Origin of the sequence: Burkholderia sp. Ac-20349, from assembly GCF_017104865.1 — a bacterium.
In the GTDB taxonomy this organism is placed as follows: domain Bacteria; phylum Pseudomonadota; class Gammaproteobacteria; order Burkholderiales; family Burkholderiaceae; genus Burkholderia; species Burkholderia aenigmatica.
In genome coordinates this window covers 90,340-107,885 of record NZ_JAAGPM010000005.1, presented here as the reverse complement: position 1 = coordinate 107,885, position 17,546 = coordinate 90,340, and the positions used below count along the sequence as shown (strand labels likewise).

Below are 17,546 nucleotides of genomic sequence, written 5' to 3'. Positions count from 1 at the left end.
GGAGGCCGCAACAACGGCGGGAAGAACGTGCTCATTTCGTCAACTGGGTGAAAGGAATGGATGACAGAAAGCGAAACCATACGCGGTCATTTGACTCAGTCAAACATTCAACTTGATATCTGTATCCCCCGAATCAGAACGTGACGCCGCTTCTGATTCACCCGTCCACGCAACTTCGAGGCAAACATGAACGCAAACATTCAGAACATTCAGGGCTCCCTCCCCACCGTCTCCAAGCAGACCAGCGCACAAGAGATCGTGTCGCTCATGAATCAATACGGTGGAGTCCGGATCAAGAATTATCTGACCCAGGAGCAAGTCGCGAACATCAACCGCGAGGTCGATGCTCCGCTCGAGCGGCTTCGCGAGGGGTCGTCGCACGAAAACGAACTGATCAAGGAATTCCACGGCACCTATACCAAGCGCCTGACGAACATGGTCACGCACAGCAAGACGTTCGGGGACGTGCTGGACGACGAACTCTTTCATGAACTCGGCGAGGTGCTCTACCGGGAAGAGTCCGGCGACTGGTGGCTGTCGACCGCGCAGGTCATCGACATCGGCCCGGGCAACACAGCACAGATGCTGCATCGCGACGTCGGCAATTTTCCGCCCCTGTGCGCGCTCGGGATCAACGGGCCGACGGTGTTCACCAACCTCATGATTGCCCTGACGCGCTTCACCGAGGAAAACGGTGCCACCCGAATCATCCCGGGTAGCCAGAACTGGGATGAGGACTACTTCGACAGCAAGGGTACGCCGGAGATGACCATTGCCGCCGAGATGGATGCCGGCGACGCGTTGCTGTTCAGCGGAAAAGTGATCCACGGTGGCGGCGCGAACGTGACGAAGAACGAGCGCCGGCGCGGGCTCACGATTCCGATGCAGCCGTCCTACCTGACTCCGGAGGAAGCGTATCCCTTCATCGTCGACATGGACACCGTGCGACGCCTGTCGCACCGCGTTCAGCGAATCATCGGCTTCCGCTCGCAATACCCCGCTGGCACGCCGGGCCTGTGGCAAGTCGACTACGACGATATCGCCACGCACCTCGGCCTTTAAGCCGGGAACAGAAGCCTGCGGCGGTCCGGGATGCGGCAATGCCCGCCCGGATTCCGCCATGCACATTCGCAGGCCACGACAGCAACACCCGCAACGAGACAACCCATGAAGATCGACCTGACGAATCGCGTTGCGATCGTGCCCGGCGCCGGTGCCGGGCTCGGGCGCGAGCATGCGCAGTTGCTTGTCCGCATCCATCTCGGGACCGGCGACCAGGTCGCTCACCAGCTCGCCCAACACCTCGGCGAGGCGGCAAACCACAGCGGCGAGACGGTTCCCGTTTCCGGCGTTGCCCAGGGCGATCTCGAGATCAAGAAGGCCCGTATCGCCTCTGCGAACGCGAAGGAGCATTCCGATGCGTGACGAATTCGGGGCTGTGGCACGCAAACCCGAGCGCGATCCGAGCCGCTACTCGGCCGACGGGCAGCGCCATGCATGTACCCCGCTCGCGCAATCCCGGCAATCGGCTCTCGTCGGCCAGGCGCTGCGCGTGTCCGAATGGCGCCCCATCGACCGGCCTTCGATCAACGCATTTGCAGGCCGCACGGCTGACCGCCAATCGAACGCGGGGATCGCGCGCCTTTCCGCGGATGGCCCCCAAGAATCGACTTTCTATTGCACCTCATCCAACTCAGGAGCGTGATCATGGTGAAGCGTTTATTTGTCGCAATCTCTCTCGTTGCCGGAATCCTTCTTGTATTGAGCCCGGGATTCATGGTTCTGTACCACATTGAGCACTACGACTCGTCCCAATAGGCTCCACCCGGAAAGATCGAACATGCCGGCGTAGCCTTGCGCGGATCGTGTCGAACACGATCCGCGTCGTGCCTCGCTCGCGCTTCGGTCGGCGGGTTTCGGTCTTGAACCGGCCCGACAGTCTGCCGGTTCATGTGTCGATGACGCGCGAGCCCGCGCGCTTCGGCTACGGCTGCCTGCATCGATCAGTCTGCCCCTGCCATGCACGTACCTCGCGTCTGAACACGCCCGTACGCACCACGATCTCCCGTGGCGAAACCTTCTGGCGGAAATGCACCGCCGGACCCCAGTCCGCCTCCCCACCTTGATCGCCCCTGTATCCCTGCTCTAAGGATGAGCGGGGATTTCCATTATGCGGATCAGATGTCGACGAAACGCGACCCGCGTGAGCGGGACAAGTCTGGGTGAACGCCACCCATCAAAAACTGCGTTTCACTCGCGCGGCATCGGCGGGTGATGGCCGAAATCATGATCCCGCCCGCGCCTTCCAGGTGATCAGTGGAAGACGCTTGCCAGAAAGAAGCAGCGAGGATGGGTGCGACAGCTGTCCGCGGCCTTGCCCCGAACGGCGTTCCGCTCGCGCGCGTATTCGTCATCTTGAACCGCGTCCAGGTTTGACGAGAAGTCGCCGTGCGCGGGGTGGATCTCCTCACCACGGCAACGTGAGATCTCCCGGCTGTCGCTGCGCAACGACCTTCAATGACCATGCGTCTGACGCGCGGCCGCGTCGATCGCCGCGAGGTCGACATACGCCATCGACTCGCCCTCCAGCAAGTACCGCGCGTGCTTCCACGATCCTTGCCTTCCTGCAGTCCGAGTACGCAACCGTCGACGCCACACGGCGCACGCCGGCGAACGCCGCTGCTCAACTCGCCTCCTCCCCCACCGCCGTGGCATGCCTAGCGTGACGTTGATCCATTGCTGTGCGGGGCTAGTGGAAAACGCCAATGTCCGTCTGGACAACATTTGTAGACACTAGACTTGGTCAATTGACCAATTCGCATGAAGCGACGACAGACGCCCAAGTGCGTGACGCAGCGAGGCTGCATTCGCGACGCGGGGCTAGACCGCGCGTCGATCCAACGGCGAGACGCGATATTTCGGAAGCTGCATTCCCCCCAAAACGCTGGGATCCGATTAATTGGTCAAATGACTCAGTCAAAAGAATTGATATCGGATCTGACGTTCCGAGAACGAATTTTTCACAAGGAGTCGAGCATGGACAGGCTGGCAAAGAAGAACGAGTGGTTCGCAAGAGCCGAAAAGGTCATCCCGGGCGGGATGTACGGTCACCAGAGCGTCAAGTATTTGACGGAAGACTTCCCGCTGTACTTTGCAAAAGCGAAAGGTACCCATCTCTGGGATGTCGACGGCAACAAGTACATCGACTATGTGTGTGGTTACGGCACGAATCTGTTCGGCTACGGGAACGAGCGGATCGAACAAGCCGCAGCCCTCCAGTTGCAGAAGATCGACACGGCCACGGGCCCCAGCGAGGTGATGGTTCAGCTTGCCGAGGCGCTCACTCAACAGGTCAGCCACGCCGACTGGGCGATGTTCTGCAAGAACGGCTCGGACGCCACTTCCATGGCCATGGTGATCTCGCGCGCTTATCGTGAGAAGCGCAAGATTCTTGTTGCGCGAGGCACGTACCATGGCGCGTCTCCGTGGAACGTGCCCTATACGACGGGGATTACCAAGGAGGACCGCGCTCACGTCGTCTACTTCGAGTACAACGACATCGAGAGTCTCAATGCCGCCGTCAAGAGCGTCGAAGGTGACGTAGCGGCGATCTACGCAACGCCCTTCCGGCACGAAGTACTCTACGATCAGTTCTTCCCGTCGATCGAGTACGCGAAGGAATGCCGTCGCCTCGCGGATGAGCAGGAAGCGCTTCTGGTCGTCGATGAGGTCCGCACGGGGCTGCGCCTGTCGCGTGATTGCTCATGGTCGGACTGGGGTGTGCACCCGGATCTCAGCTGCTGGGGCAAGGCCATCGGCGGCGGCTATGCGATCGCTGCCGTGCTCGGTTCGGACAAGGCACGAGAGGCGGCGACGAACATTTTCGTCACGGGCTCCTACTGGCTCTCGGCTGTGCCGATGGCCGCGGCCATCGAAACGCTGCGCCTGGTAAAAGAAACGGACTACCTCGAACACACCAAGCGGTTGGCGGACAAGCTGCGCGCCGGCATCGCCGAGCAAGCCGAGCGGCATGGCTTCGAACTCAAGCAGACCGGGCCGAGCGTCATGCCCCAGATGCTTTTCGCCGGTGACGACGAGCTCGTGTCGCGTGGCCGGGCGTGGACCTCGGAAGTCATTAAAAATGGCGCCTATCTCCACCCGTGGCACAACATGTTCTTCACGGCGAGCCACACGGACGAAGACATCGTGCGTACGCTCGAGGCGACCGAAGCGGCGTTTGGCGCGATCAAGCAGAAGGCGATTGCAGTGAGCCGCCTGGATATTCTGGACACCGTGCAGCGTTAGTGCCGGATGCTCTTGATCGGCGTGGGTTTTCCACGCCAATCCAGAGCGAGTTTTACAGCGTTTCAGATCCGTCCGGCCCCGGCCAAGGCACCAGCTGACGAGCGAATTCGGCTGGTGCCTCCTCTTTGAGAGAACAGCCGGAATAACGCTCGTTGTATGTCACTCAGGGGCCGCGCCTCGACGATCGCCTTGGCTCCATCCACCGTCTCGAACCAATGTCGGTTAAAGCATTCGTCGCGGAATGATCCATTGTTGCCCGACGTCCACGGCCGGCGGCTCTTTCGTGAATACATCCCGGATCTACCGCATCCGCCAACGCGATCGAACCAGGCTTCATGGGCACCAAGACGACCGATGCGATGCGGGAAACCGACTATGGCAAGGTGCTGATCGCGCTCATCCCGACGCGGCAGCCGGGCAAACCGGAAGGGCGAAACGACAGGTTCCTGCCGCGTGCGATCGATGGCGGTCGACGGCCCCCTATTCCTCGCTGTGCAAAGCGAGTCCTCTTCTGATGTTTCGCATACCAGATTCGAAGGAGGTTTGTGATGGCAGATACCGTAACGGCGCAGGCAATATCCGTCATTGGGCTCGGCGCAATGGGAGCGGCCCTGGCCAAGGCCTTGCTTGCCGCCAATCATCGCGTCACTGTCTGGAACCGCACGGCGAGCAAGTCCGTGGCGCTTGGCGAGGTTGGCGCGCGGGTCGCGCATTCAGTCGCGGAGGCGATCGATGCGAGCCAGGTCGTGGTCGTCTGCGTGCTCGATTATGGCGCGTCCGACTCGTTGCTGCGCTCTGCGGACGTCGCGGCCCGTCTCAAAGGCAAAACGATCATCCAGCTCACGACGGGCACACCGGAGGACGCGCGAGATACTTCGGAGTGGGCCACGGAACACGGCGTGGCTTACCTCGACGGCACCATCGGCTGCTACCCCAAGGATATCGGCACGCCGGATGGATCGATTCTCTATGCCGGCTCGCGCTCGACCTTCGACACCCTGCGACCTACCTTGGCGAGCCTGAGTGGACATGCGTTGTTCGTTGGAGAGGGATTCGCGAATGCCGCTATTCTCGACGGCGCTGTGGTGGGTTCGTATTCCCTGGGGGCCGCGCTCGGGTTTCTCTACGGCGCCGCCGTGTGCGACGCCGAAGGCATCTCCCTCGACACCTACTTGTCGCTTGCCTTGGCACGTCGTCCCTTCGTTGAGGATACGCTTCAGACGTGCGTACAGATGATCCAGAAAGGGAATTACTCAGGGTCGCAGGCCACCCTGGACAGTTGGGCCGCGGGTATCGGACAGCTTGTGGCGTTCAGCCAGGAAAGTGGCACGGACAGCCGCTACCCGCAAGAAGTACTGGCGCGACTCCAGCAGGCCGTCGCCATGGGCCACGGTCAACACGAGCTGGCCGCCATGTTTGAATGTTTCAGGAAGCCGCTCGCGGACCGGAGTTAGATACAACCCGACTCGTCTCCCGTTCCGCCATTAACGGACCTCTATTCACGTAGCAGGCTGACGCCAACGGAACGGGAGACGTCAGCTTGACGATCGGACGACCGAAGGCAGAACGGGGGCCGAGCGAAGGCCAAACTCGCCCCACGCCACCCGTACAAGCGAGGCGTGGGTTGCGAGATAGTCCTGGCGATCAAATGCCTCGCCCTCTACAGCGGGATAGCTCACGATCGAAGTAGCCATATCCGCTCTCTTGCATGAAGATCCAGGGGCATTCCGGCGGGGCGGGGCAATCACTGCGGATTTCGTTCCAGGCTGCCGAGGGCGAAACCTCGATTGCGGTTCATTGCCTTTTCCTGCGCGCGCTCCAACGCACAATAGGCGTAGTACAACGAAACAGACATGTAAGACCACGACAGCAAAGCGAAGATGTAAAAGATCATATGATCGCTGTCGCCGGGTATATGGTAGAAGTCGTAGGTGCTCGCAATAATCTGCGTGGACACCAGCGCCAGGATCACGCTCACGGCGTTACGCTTCTCTCCAGCGCTCAGCAACCGCTTGACCACGTACGCAAGGTAGACCGAGAACAACGACCACATCACCAGATAGAAATAGGGCTTGGGTTCGATCATGAAATCCGCTGTCCACACGACAGCGGTTGCCGCCAGTGCGCCCACCGCATAAGCGACATCAGAGACAACCGACGGCTTGTATCGATGCGTAACAGCCATCATGCCGACGATGGTGATGACCGGCACGCCGAAGCCTCTGGAAAATGCATCGCAGAACAGCGAGACACTGAGAAAGACGTGCTCGCCGGTCAATGCATTGATCATCAGATTCGATGCCGAGAACGTCGTAACCAGCCACTCGAACCCGAGGAGGCCGTTGCGTTTCCTGAGAAGCTTCACGCCATAGACGAGTGAAGTCGTGATCAACGCGAGGTCGGCAAGACAATAAAGATAAAATTTGAGTTCCATGACAGATTCCAGTGATCGTCAAGAATTTGAGTCGCCATCACGCTTGCCCACGCAATATCCAACCTTGCGCCACCTCTCGACCTGAGATGGCGCTACCGATACAGGCTGGTTTTGCGCTGGCATGTCAGGCGGCCGGCACCGCCCCGGCACCCGCAAGGGCCGGGGCGCGTTCGCACAGCAAGCTGATCGCTTCGCCTCACGCGTCACGCGATAGCTGCTTCGGAATGTCGCGACTTGAACTGCCGGATCGCCACGCTGGTCAGAAAGATCGGCACCACCAGCAACCCGACGGACAGCCAGCCGACCGCGCGCAAACCGGCCACGCTGAACACCGTGCCGGCAATCGCGGGGCCCACTGCCAGGCCAAGATTGATTGCCGACGCACAGGTCGCGGTGCTTCTCCCGCTGGAATCCATCTGTGAAAGTGCCCCCACCATATAAGGGGCAACCAGCGTCGCACCGGCACTGACGAGGGCCGTCGACACGAGAAACGCCCACCTGCCGCCCACGCAATACATGCCCAGGCTGCATGCGATCAACACCGCAAGCCCAAACGCGATCGGCTTGAACAAGCCAAAACGATCACCCAGCCAGGTCACCGCTACCCCCACCGGCAACTGGAAGGCCGCATTGACCATGAACAGCATGCCGAGTTGCTCTGCTTCGACGCCCCGGGTTGCAGCGACCTCGGCGGCGAATCCCATGAGCGCCGTTTGCGAAACGTAGATGAAAAATGCGCTGGCCAGAATCCCTCGGACGCCACTGGATTTGATGGCATCCTTCGCGACTTCTTCCTCGCTTGCGTTGACGGCAGGATGCATGAATGCGCCGAAAAACAGTGCCGCCACGACAACGGCGAGCTGGACGGCATCCACACCGATATTGCCCAACTTCACATTCACGATCGGTACGACGTACATCGCACAGGAAAATATGATGGCCATCGCCACAGCGACTTGAGCAGCGACCTTCTCCGGGTGCTTGACGTGTGAAATCACCCCGTACGCGCAAACACAGCTGACGCCCAAGGCGACGCCGAGAACCAGTTTCGCGGCCACGAATACATAAAAATTATTTGAAAACATCGCGCACGTCGACAGAACGGCAAGCGCTGCTGCACCAAGCGCGCCCGTTCTCTTGTTCAACGTCGCCATGTGACGACCGAAAATGATGATGGAAAGCGACAGACAGAGAAGTACCGCGGATGCGAGCCATCCGGCGGTGCTTTCGGACAGCCCGAACCGCGCCATCGATTCTTCGATGTTGAATGGAAGCAGGTACGTTGGAGTCCAGACCACCGCCCCTGTATAAAGCAGGGCGATTTTTCGGATTCCCTTGATTTCGTAATTCACGATCGACTCCTTGTCGTTTGCACGCATGCGAGATCGCGACGAGGCATCGAATCGCCCTCTTGCTCGCATCCATACTGGCACTGTTTCGAAGACTGCTTCATCCAACCGAAAAATCGCAATTTCAAAATGGCTCGCTCGTCACCGACCTGACGTATCCCGTCGATCGACTACGATGCCGTCAGGTGATGGAATCGCCCGATTTCCACGTGAAAACCGGGCCGCGATCCATCACACATCCCGTCCGTTAATCGAAATGCCCGACCTCGAGGAAGTCCTTCATTTTCAGCAGGTCGTTCGGATCCGACATTTGACCGTTACGCTCGACAAAGCCGGCAAAGGTCGTGCCGTACGTCCAGCCGAGCAAGCGCTGCAGCTCTTCCGGGTAGCGCTTCACGCGTTCAATGGGCAACGTGAGGTACTGGTTTTCTTCCTGCCGGAGAATGGCCAGGTCAAACGACATCGTCAGGCCGGTTCTCGGTGCGTCGCTGGTGTTCTGCCCGCCGCCGTGATAAGTGGAGCCGATGAAGAACAGCGCATCGCCGGCGGACATGACCGCGGGAATGGCTTCCTCCTGCTTGGGCATACGCTCGTCGTCCCACTTGTGGCTCCCCGGAATGACGACCGTGGCACCGTTTGCCTCCGTGAAGTCGGATACCGCCACCATCACCTGGAACCGGGCCTCACGCCCATAGCTCGGGTGCCGCCAGAGCCATACGGAGTCGTCGCGATGCAACGGCTGCTGGCCTTGGCCCGGTCGAATCTGAATGGCTTGCGTCACCCCCACCTGGATATCCGGAGCGATATCGATCTGGTTTTCGCCGCTCCAGATCTTGATCGGCGTCTGCAGAATGCTGCGCGCCGCGCCCAGGTAGAGCGGATGCAACGCAACCTCGGCCATCCAGTCGGTACGCGCGAAGAGGCGTGAGACGCGACGCGTCTGTGTACCGGCGAAGTAGTCGTCTACGCCATTCGGAGCGGTCTCGAGCGTGTCGAAGAGCGTACGCTGGATCCGCGCGAGCAGGTCGGAACCGAGAAAGTTCTTGACGATCGCGCCACCGTCCTGCCGAACCGCGTTCGCAAGATCTTCAGGAGTGCTATTACTTGAAAGGCGTTGCAATGACATGGTGATTCCTCCAACAGGTTGTCAATGATTGAAAAGTGCCGCGTATCCTCGGTCACCACTGCCTTCCGCAATGGATGACAGGATCCGCTCGCGGAGTGCCTTCAGAATTCGGGGCGGCTGACCGATATCTTCCTGCGCCTGCTGGAACAGCCCGGTCGCTCGCGCGTAGATGTCCAGGTCTGCGCCCCTTGGTTGATAGTCTGACGCCGCCACGGATTCGAACAGGCCTTCGATGAAGTGAGTCTGACCGGCGATGTAAGTTGGGATCAGGTCGCGAATCTCGTCGATCGAAATGCCCGAATTCACCACGAATCTGAGACCTTCCAGGAAGGCTGCACCAGCACCAAACACGAAGGTGCCCGTCAAGCCGGCATCGAGCACGTTCGGCACGTCAGGTCTTGCACTGACGTAGGTGGATTGCGGCGCAATCTTTCGAAGCAGGGGCTCAACTTCGTTCCAGATCTTCTCGTCGGCACCCAAAAGGATGACGGCGCTCTCGCGGCCGATATCGGGCGGGAAGCACTGGATTGTTCCGCTGATGAATTTTGCGCCGGCGCCGCTCACGATCTGATCCAGCTTCTGGACCTCGGACGGCCGCCCCGTGGTCAGATTGACCACCGTTTTCCCTTTCAGGCGCTCGCCGAGCGCCTCGAAGTCTGCCGCGAGGTCAATCGGTGTTGCCGTCACGACGACGATGACGTCCGCCTGATCGCAAGCTGCCATGGCACTATCGGCAACGTGTGCGCCGAGCTCACGGATGCGCCGCGCCTTCTCCGCTTTTCTGTTCCAGACGACGACCTGCTCGCCATCCTCAATCAGGGAGGTGGCAATTGCAGATCCCATCGCCCCCAGGCCCAAGACAGCAATCAATTTGCTCATTCGCATTCCCTATCGTTGTCGTTGACCACATCACCAAGAGATATCCATCGCTCAAACCAACACACCAAATCACCCGACTTGGTCATATGACTACGTAGCAAAGCACATACCACCCGGATCCAGGCGTTTGCCTCCCCTGCATTGCGGCTGACACGCCCGGTGGCGAGACCCATGCCCCGAGGCTGGGAATCAGCCGCACCAAGTGATGCTCACAGTCACGTTTGCGGTGCAGACAAGCTGACTTGATCAAATGACCATGTAGCTACAGGCACGAATCTTATGCCTCGACAGGACATTTGGAATACGGAGTTTCCATTAGCCACCTCATGAGAGCACCGTACCAACCAACGCAGTGGCGCCCGTCCACGACACGCATGGGTGCTTTCTCGTGCACGCACGTCGGCCGCCGTATCTGCGCATCTCCGGGAACACATCATCGAAGCAGGAACGCAAGCACCGCTCGACAAACGGAGCGCCGCTTGATGAGGCGGGCCGATGCGTGATGAATGAGTGCGCCCCGTGATTCCCGAAGCATGCTGCCGAATCGCATCGGCATCGTGAAGTTTGACTGGCACCACGACGCACCGGCGCAGCGATCACGCCTCGCACATACCTGCGAACGGCATTTTTCGGGCCGCCATAGCGGCGCAACATCCGTGCAGGACAATGTCTTGCGTTGCTGTCGAAATGCCGTCCATCGTCATGCTAATATCCGAGGATTCGACTACCCTGCACGGGTAGCACCTTTGGACGAAGACATAAAACGGAGCTCTGGCCTATGCAGAGAGTACGGGCTGAAGTCCGCCGCCAGGACCTCGTAGCGGCGACTGTCGCGGTGATTGCAGAGCACGGTGTGAAGGGTGCCACGACCCGTCGCATCGCCGAGGCTGCAGGATGCCCACTGGCTTCCCTGCACTATGTCTTTCATTCAAAGGACGAGCTGTTATTCGCGGTCTACGAGTCCTTGATCGACTTGATCCGCTCGGATAGCCCGGAGGCGCCGGAGCACGGCACCCTGTCGGATCTGGCGGAGTTCAACCTGCGCTCCGTGATGGCCTGGTTCGAAGCAAACCCGACCTACGCGAAGACCCAGTCGGAATTGTTTACCTGGGCACTCAGACATCAGCCCGACGTGGCCATTGGCGCCTTTCGCATCTCCCTGGAAGGCGCCCGCGGCAACCTGTCCTCCGCCGAGCCTCGTGCTGACGCCAAGGCGCTGGATGCCATCGCACGGCTGACCATTATCCTGATCGACGGGCTGCTTTTCTCGTGGTTTGCCCAGGAAGACCCGAAACGTCTGGCGGCTGATGTGGACCACGCCAGCAAGATGCTGGCCTCCTATGCGGCGACGCTTTCGGAAGCTCGCCCTGCCGCCAAGACCGCTCGCAAGTCGGTACGGAAGCAGTAAGTTTCGCCACCTGCCCCGAGGCACCGGCTCCCCCGGTGCCTTCGCAGCGGCAGCGTCGCATCGCCTCTTCAAGAGGACCTCACGGCTCGCGGCGCATGACGTCTCCAACTTCGTCCCATGCGCGGCCCTGCTCGCCAGCGCTGCTCAACGGTGCTTTCAGGAACCATCGTTCGCGCCCGACCTCGACTCGGGCGACACAACGTAACGGGCACCGCCGAAACGCCACACAGGCTGCGACCTGGCATCCCGTTTCCATTCCCATGGAGACCTGACACTCCCGGCACGCAACCCTCGGTCTTAAGGTGCAGCGCTCACGGGTTTACCTCCATCGACAGCACACCTCTGTCTGCTTAACGTTGACCGATCATTTGATCAAGTCACACGATCATATTCCCCGGAATCGACTCGATCAAGTGAACTGGATAGTCGGGGCACCCGTGGCCCGGCCTGTCCATGGACAAACTTTCAAGAAGCCGACATAATTCACGAGCGTTATGGTCACTTGACCATGTATCACGAAGAAAAAGGGTTTTCGGGTACCGGAGTTTACCAATGACAAGAGTTCGCGCTGCGTTGCGGCGACAGGATTTTGTTGACGCCGCCGTTGAGGTGATCGCCGCGCACGGCGTCGCTGGAGCCACCACGCGGCGAATCGCCGAAGCCGCAGGCTGCCCTCTGGCATCGCTGCACTATGTATTCCATACCAAGGACGATCTGTTCGACGCGGTTTACGAATCCCTGTTTGATCTGCTCGCGACGAATGCCCCCGCCAATACTGAATTCCAGTCTTTCGGCGAACTCGCCGGATGGCAGCTGCGCAAGATGGTCGAATGGCTCGTGCAGCATCCCTCCTACGCTCGGGCACAGTCCGAACTGATCCAGTGGGCAGAGCGTCATCGCCCCGATTTCGCGTTGAAAACCTATGCGCAGACTATCGAGCGTACGATCGCTTACTTCGACAAGTGCGCGCCACAAGTCAACCATGACATGATTGAACCCGTCGCCAGAATGAGCATCATCCTGATCGACGGATTGCTGAACAGCTGGCACGCGGACACGAATATCCGCCAGCTCAGGGCGAACCTGGATAACGCAAGTTCAGCTTTGGAAGCGTTTGCCACCTCCGTCTCGAATTCGACGGTACAGATTTGAAAATCGATGCGGCGCGCCATTGCGCCAAAAGCCGGCAACCTCCCCGAGCCCATGCAATGCATGCTCGCTCAGCAACCCGCCCCATGCGAGGCTTCGCTCTTGTCATCGTTCCGTAGATGAACGACCACATACTGCCGGGCACCCACCCGAGATGGGCGCCCGGCGTCGCTTCCAGCTAGCTGGCGGCACCCGGCGCCGCACCGAACATGGATTTCGTCTCCAGGAACTCCTCGATACCGGCGTAGCCCCACTCTCGGCCATTGCCGGACTGCTTGTACCCACCGAACGGTGCCGCGATATCGACGGCCGCACCGTTCAAATGCACCATCCCGGTCCGCAATCTTCTTGCGACACGCTCCGCCTGTTCGATCGAGTCTCCATAGACGTAGCCGGACAAGCCGTACGGCGAGTCGTTGGCGATGGCGACGGCGTCTGATTCGTCCTGATACGGGATGATCACCAGGACGGGGCCGAAAATCTCCTCGGTTGCGATCTTCATGCGATTGTTCACGCGGCTGAAGACCGTCGGCTTGACGTAGTAGCCTCGTTCAAGCCCGGGAGGATTGCCCAGCCCGCCCGACAGGAGCACTGCGCCCTCGTCGAGGCCAACCCGGATCATGTCCTGCACCTTTTGATGCTGGCGCTGGTTCGCCATCGGCCCCATGGTGGTACCGGGATCGCGCGGATCGCCGACGACGACCTGCCCACACGCAGCGGCAGCAATCTTTTCCGCTTCTTCGAGCCGGTGCGCCGGCACCAGCATTCGCGATGGCGCGGTGCATGTCTGACCGGAATTGGCCATCATCTGCAGCACCCCATGCGTGACGCCTTGCTGAAAGTTTTCGCTATCGAGAATGATGTTCGCCGATTTTCCGCCCAGTTCCAGCGTCACCCGCTTGATCGTCGTCGCTGCCGCCTGAGCAACCTCTACCCCGGCGCTCGTCGAACCCGTCAGCGATACCATGTCGATCAGCGGGCTGGCAGCAATTGCCCTTCCCAGGCGCTGCCCGGCGCCCTGTACGAGATTGAATACACCAGGAGGGACGCCAGCCTTCTCAAGAATCTCGGCGAGAACAATGGCCGAGTACGGCGCATTCTGACTGGGCTTCAACACGATCGTGCAACCCGCCACCAGTGCCGGCGCGACCTTGCACATGACCTGGTTCATCGGCCAGTTCCAGGGCGTGATCAACCCGCACACCCCAACCGGCTCCTTCACGATCCGCGACGTGCCCTGGGTTCGCTCGAACGGGTACTGCCTTGCAACTTCCAGGGTCGTATGGAGGTGCCAGAGCCCCAGCGCCGCCTGAAGCGGACGGGAAATGGCATCCATCGGCGCGCCCATCTCGAGCGTGATGGCGTCCGCCATGTCCTGCAACCGCTCGGTGTATGCACCGATCACGCGCTCGAGCATCTTGAGCCGCTCAACCAGCGGCGTATTCGAGAATGCGGCGAAGGCTTCGCTCGCCGCCTTCGCCGCCAGATTCACATCCGCTTCGTCAGAGAACAGCAACACCCCGGAGACTTCGCCAGTCGCCGGATTGATGATCTCGTGCTCAACACCACCGTTCGCCGGCTCCACCCATCGCCCGCCGATGAACGCGCGGCGGAGATGATCTGCTTCAAAAATCGGCATCAGCTCGCTCCATGTCAGTTGGTCTCGAGGGCGAGTCTTCAGCCGCGGAATCGCCCTGGAAGATCCATACTATCGCCTTTTTTGATCATTTGGCCAAGTCACGTGACTCAGTAATAATCAGTATTGCCACCGGCACTTCAAAGTAAGACGCTCCAGGAAACGAATCGCAATGCTGTTGCAGAAAAGGTCTGCACTGCGTGCCACCGAACAGCAATGAAGACCGGGCCACAACGCGACTTCCCGTGATGCTCGCGACGCGACGGGCCACTTTTCCCGGACCGATCGGATGCATCTGGCGGCGCGAACGTTCGGCAATCAGTGGACGGCGATGACAGGTCTGCTCGCCGTCCGCGTACTCAAACGGGCATCACAGAGGGTTAACCTTCATCGACAAGGAATTTTTCGAGCAATATTTTTCTACTACACGGTCATTTGATCCAGTCACGTGACAGAATTCACGCCGGATAGCCAGGAAGTAAGCAATCCGCAAAGTAGCGCACCGCGATCCGGACGCTTTTTGACGTCACCGTCGAACGACAACTCTCCTTCAGGAGCGAAAGGTAATTACCATGGCAATCATTCAAGTCCAGCAGATCATGCATGAGAACCCGCTGCATGCTCGCGCTCCGCATGAACCCCGCTACGAAGATGGCAGTGCTTTCTGCGACGGCAACTATGTGCCCATCACCGAAGCGACCGTCCCGCTGGTCGACGCGGGATTCCTGCACGCCGACGCGGCCTACGATGTCGTCACCGTCTCGCGAGGCAACTTCTTCCGGCTCGACGATCACCTCAGCCGCATGGAAGAGTCGTCGGCCAAGTTCTTCCTCGAGAATCCGTTCAATCGCGAGCAGGTCAAGGAGATTCTCCACAACCTCGTGCGAAACGCCGGCCTGAAGGACGCGTACGTCTGGTGGTGCGTCACCCGCGGCCCGCTGAGCGTCGATCGCCGCGACCGCAGCGCAATGAAGAACGCGATGTTTGCCTTCGCCGTGCCGTTCTTCTTCCAGGCGGACGACGAGGTCCGCACGCGCGGCTCGAACCTGCTGATCAGCAAGCGGTACAACCGGATTTCCGCGAAGGCAGTCGATCCCACGGCCAAGAACTTCCACTGGATGGACATGAAGCTCGCGCTCTTCGAAGCCATGACGCAGGAAAAGGACTGGGCGATTCTCGTCGATGAAGACGACAACCTCACCGAAGCAGCCGGTGCGAACGTGTTTTTCATCAAGAACGGAGAGCTCCATACCCCCGCCGAAGGCTGCCTGCTCGGCATCACGCGCCAGAGCGTCTTCGATATCGCCACCGAGCTCGGCATCAAGGTGAACATCGGCAAGTACACCGCGACCCAGCTGCGCCAGGCCGACGAAGCGTTCACCTCGTCGTCGGCAGGCGGGATCATGCCGATCAGCTCCGTCGACGACCAGCCGCTTGGCAACCGCAACGGCCCCGGCCCGATCTCCGAAAAGATTCACAACCTCTATTGGGAGAAACGCTGGGCAGGATGGCACGCGCAGCCGGCTGAATACTTCTCGTCGGTCCCCGCATAAGCCGGACCTCACTCAAAAGCGGCGCGCGTATGGAGTCGGTCCGGCTTCGTCGAGTGCCCAGTAGCTTCATGTATTAGAAAGCCGTCCGGCACGCCACCAGCGTGCCGGGCAATACGAACGCCAGCGTAACGACGATGACCTGGCATTCGTCGATTCAAGAAAACAACATCAATAACGCACCTTCATTCATTTCGCATAGCTAACAAACGGACAGAACTTCCAGACCGTTCATCCGCATTCGCTCATGCACAACCCTTTGGCGGGCGCACGTTACCTGGTCAAGGTCAAGGAGATAGCCGTGGTCAAGACTCATGCTTTCAAGAAATCTGCTTCGCTCATCCGATCGGCAGCGAAATTGTCCGTCATCGCTTCCGCGGTCGCGATGACTTTGACCGGTGCGCTGGCGGAAGGTACGGATTCGGCTCATACGCCGTCGGGCGCCGAAGTCGCCGGCGCCGCGAGCGGGATTCCCGCATGGACGCCCGTCGGTAACGTCGGGGCGGGCTGGACTTACGGCAAGCGCCGCGCGGACTTCTTCAAATACAAGGCCGACAAGCCCTTGTACACGATCGACGCCAGCAATGTCGACAAATACGCGGACAAGCTCAACCCGGGTCAAATTGCGCTGCTGAAGAACCTGAAGGGCTTCACGATGCCGGTCTATCCGTCCCGGCGCACGTGTGGCGTCCCCGATTTCGTCGCGGAGAATACGAAGAACAACGTGGGCTTCGCCAAGATGTCTGCGGACGGATCGGAACTCGCCGATGCCCATCTCCCGGGCTACCCCTTCCCCGCACCCAAGACCGGCGCGGAGGTGATGTGGAACGCGAAGCTGCACTACCGAGGCGCCGGCGTCGAGATGCGCGACATCATCACCGTCGTCTCACCGCGCAAGGGCTCGTCCGACTGGATCAAGAACGTTTCCGACGCGTGGATCTACCAGCCGTGGGGTGACAAAGCCGGCACGACGTTCGAGAAGGTCAATCAGATCGAAGGCAACGCCTATTACGCCTACAAGTCCCCGGCGGCCATTGCGGGCCAGGCCGCGATCTTTACGACCTACGCCGGCAAGCCGACCGAAGTCTTCTACTACTTCCCGGGGCAGCGCCGCACCCGCCGCATGCCGTCGTACGCCTACGATGCCCCCCAGATTGGATTCGACAACCAGTACAACATGGATGAAGCGCTGGTCTTCTCCGGACAGACCGACCGCTTCTCCTGGAAGTTGCTGGGCAAAAAGGAAATGATCGTTACCTATAACGACCTGGGCATGTACGACTTCTCGGACAAATTCGAAGGCGCGTATGGCCCCGACTTCGTGAATCCGTCGAAGCGCCGCTACGAACTGCATCGCGTGTGGGTCGTGGAAGCCACGGTCAAGCAGGGGATGCGCCATACGGCTCCCAAGCGCTTGTTCTACGTCGATGAAGACAGCTGGAGCTACCTCGGCGCGGTGGACTACGACGCACAGGGCAACATCTCGAAGGTCCGCGAGGGTTACATCATTCCGGTGTATGAGACGGGCAGCTGCGACACGCTTGCATTCGCTCAATACAACCTCGTCGATGGCCGGTACCTCGTCGACGGTTCGATGCTCGCGGCCGGACGGGACGCGAAGTGGTCGGTCGACTCGTCGGCGGACCAACACTACAAGCCGAGCTTCTACAACGCCGATAATCTCCGTGCGTTGAGCGAGCGTTGACAGGT

General features: G+C 60.0%; 15 protein-coding genes. 10 read left to right on the top strand and 5 right to left on the bottom strand.

The window, feature by feature from the left end:
- The first annotated feature begins 186 nt into the window (after nucleotides 1-186).
- From G3N61_RS03580 to G3N61_RS03555, 6 genes are all read left to right on the top strand, one after another.
- On the top strand, nucleotides 187-1,062 hold the full coding sequence (locus G3N61_RS03580; protein ID WP_205821578.1) for a phytanoyl-CoA dioxygenase family protein: 876 nt from the start codon (nucleotides 187-189) through the stop codon (nucleotides 1,060-1,062).
- Nucleotides 1,063-1,167: 105 nt separating this feature from the next.
- Nucleotides 1,168-1,425, top strand: coding sequence for a hypothetical protein (locus G3N61_RS03575; protein ID WP_205821577.1), 258 nt, complete (start codon nucleotides 1,168-1,170; stop codon nucleotides 1,423-1,425).
- Nucleotides 1,418-1,705 carry a hypothetical protein gene (locus tag G3N61_RS03570; RefSeq protein WP_155291988.1) on the top strand — a complete coding sequence of 96 codons (288 nt, stop codon included), beginning with the start codon at nucleotides 1,418-1,420 and terminating at the stop codon, nucleotides 1,703-1,705. Before G3N61_RS03575 ends, G3N61_RS03570 begins: the two co-directional genes overlap by 8 nt.
- Before the next feature lie 1,331 nt (nucleotides 1,706-3,036).
- Complete coding sequence (locus G3N61_RS03565) at nucleotides 3,037-4,305, top strand: aminotransferase class III-fold pyridoxal phosphate-dependent enzyme (protein WP_205821576.1); 1,269 nt, start codon at nucleotides 3,037-3,039, stop codon at nucleotides 4,303-4,305.
- Between the two features lie 335 nt (nucleotides 4,306-4,640).
- Complete coding sequence (locus G3N61_RS03560) at nucleotides 4,641-4,820, top strand: hypothetical protein (protein ID WP_205821575.1); 180 nt, start codon at nucleotides 4,641-4,643, stop codon at nucleotides 4,818-4,820.
- Between the two features lie 33 nt (nucleotides 4,821-4,853).
- On the top strand, nucleotides 4,854-5,759 hold the full coding sequence (locus G3N61_RS03555; protein WP_205821574.1) for an NAD(P)-binding domain-containing protein: 906 nt from the start codon (nucleotides 4,854-4,856) through the stop codon (nucleotides 5,757-5,759).
- A gap of 290 nt (nucleotides 5,760-6,049) precedes the next feature.
- Here G3N61_RS03555 and G3N61_RS03550 read toward each other — a convergent pair whose 3' ends face one another.
- From G3N61_RS03550 to G3N61_RS03535, 4 genes are all read right to left on the bottom strand, one after another.
- Nucleotides 6,050-6,739, bottom strand: coding sequence for a hypothetical protein (locus G3N61_RS03550; RefSeq protein WP_205821573.1), 690 nt, complete (start codon nucleotides 6,737-6,739; stop codon nucleotides 6,050-6,052).
- A 203-nt stretch (nucleotides 6,740-6,942) separates the two neighbouring features.
- Nucleotides 6,943-8,091 (bottom strand): MFS transporter, encoded by a 1,149-nt coding sequence (locus G3N61_RS03545; protein ID WP_346778542.1) that lies wholly within the window; start codon nucleotides 8,089-8,091, stop codon nucleotides 6,943-6,945.
- A gap of 244 nt (nucleotides 8,092-8,335) precedes the next feature.
- The gene (locus tag G3N61_RS03540; protein ID WP_205821572.1) at nucleotides 8,336-9,214 is read right to left on the bottom strand and encodes a phytanoyl-CoA dioxygenase family protein; all 879 of its coding nucleotides are present in this window, start codon (nucleotides 9,212-9,214) and stop codon (nucleotides 8,336-8,338) included.
- Nucleotides 9,215-9,235: 21 nt separating this feature from the next.
- Nucleotides 9,236-10,093 carry an NAD(P)-binding domain-containing protein gene (locus G3N61_RS03535; protein ID WP_241017544.1) on the bottom strand — a complete coding sequence of 286 codons (858 nt, stop codon included), beginning with the start codon at nucleotides 10,091-10,093 and terminating at the stop codon, nucleotides 9,236-9,238.
- Nucleotides 10,094-10,871: 778 nt separating this feature from the next.
- On the opposite strand from G3N61_RS03535, the gene G3N61_RS03530 reads away from it, so the two are divergent.
- Complete coding sequence (locus G3N61_RS03530; protein WP_043185732.1) at nucleotides 10,872-11,501, top strand: TetR/AcrR family transcriptional regulator; 630 nt, start codon at nucleotides 10,872-10,874, stop codon at nucleotides 11,499-11,501.
- Between the two features lie 552 nt (nucleotides 11,502-12,053).
- A complete protein-coding gene (locus G3N61_RS03525; RefSeq protein ID WP_089454227.1) occupies nucleotides 12,054-12,653 on the top strand; it encodes a TetR/AcrR family transcriptional regulator in 600 nt (199 codons plus the stop codon).
- A 175-nt stretch (nucleotides 12,654-12,828) separates the two neighbouring features.
- On the opposite strand, the gene G3N61_RS03520 is transcribed toward G3N61_RS03525, so the two are convergent.
- Nucleotides 12,829-14,289, bottom strand: a complete 1,461-nt coding sequence (locus G3N61_RS03520; RefSeq protein ID WP_205821571.1) for an aldehyde dehydrogenase family protein — start codon at nucleotides 14,287-14,289, stop codon at nucleotides 12,829-12,831.
- Nucleotides 14,290-14,858: 569 nt separating this feature from the next.
- On the opposite strand from G3N61_RS03520, the gene G3N61_RS03515 reads away from it, so the two are divergent.
- Nucleotides 14,859-15,839: an aminotransferase class IV gene (locus tag G3N61_RS03515; RefSeq protein WP_089454225.1), complete on the top strand. Its 981-nt coding sequence runs from the start codon at nucleotides 14,859-14,861 to the stop codon at nucleotides 15,837-15,839.
- A gap of 244 nt (nucleotides 15,840-16,083) precedes the next feature.
- Nucleotides 16,084-17,541 (top strand): DUF1329 domain-containing protein, encoded by a 1,458-nt coding sequence (locus tag G3N61_RS03510; RefSeq protein WP_241017543.1) that lies wholly within the window; start codon nucleotides 16,084-16,086, stop codon nucleotides 17,539-17,541.
- Nucleotides 17,542-17,546 lie beyond the last annotated feature (5 nt).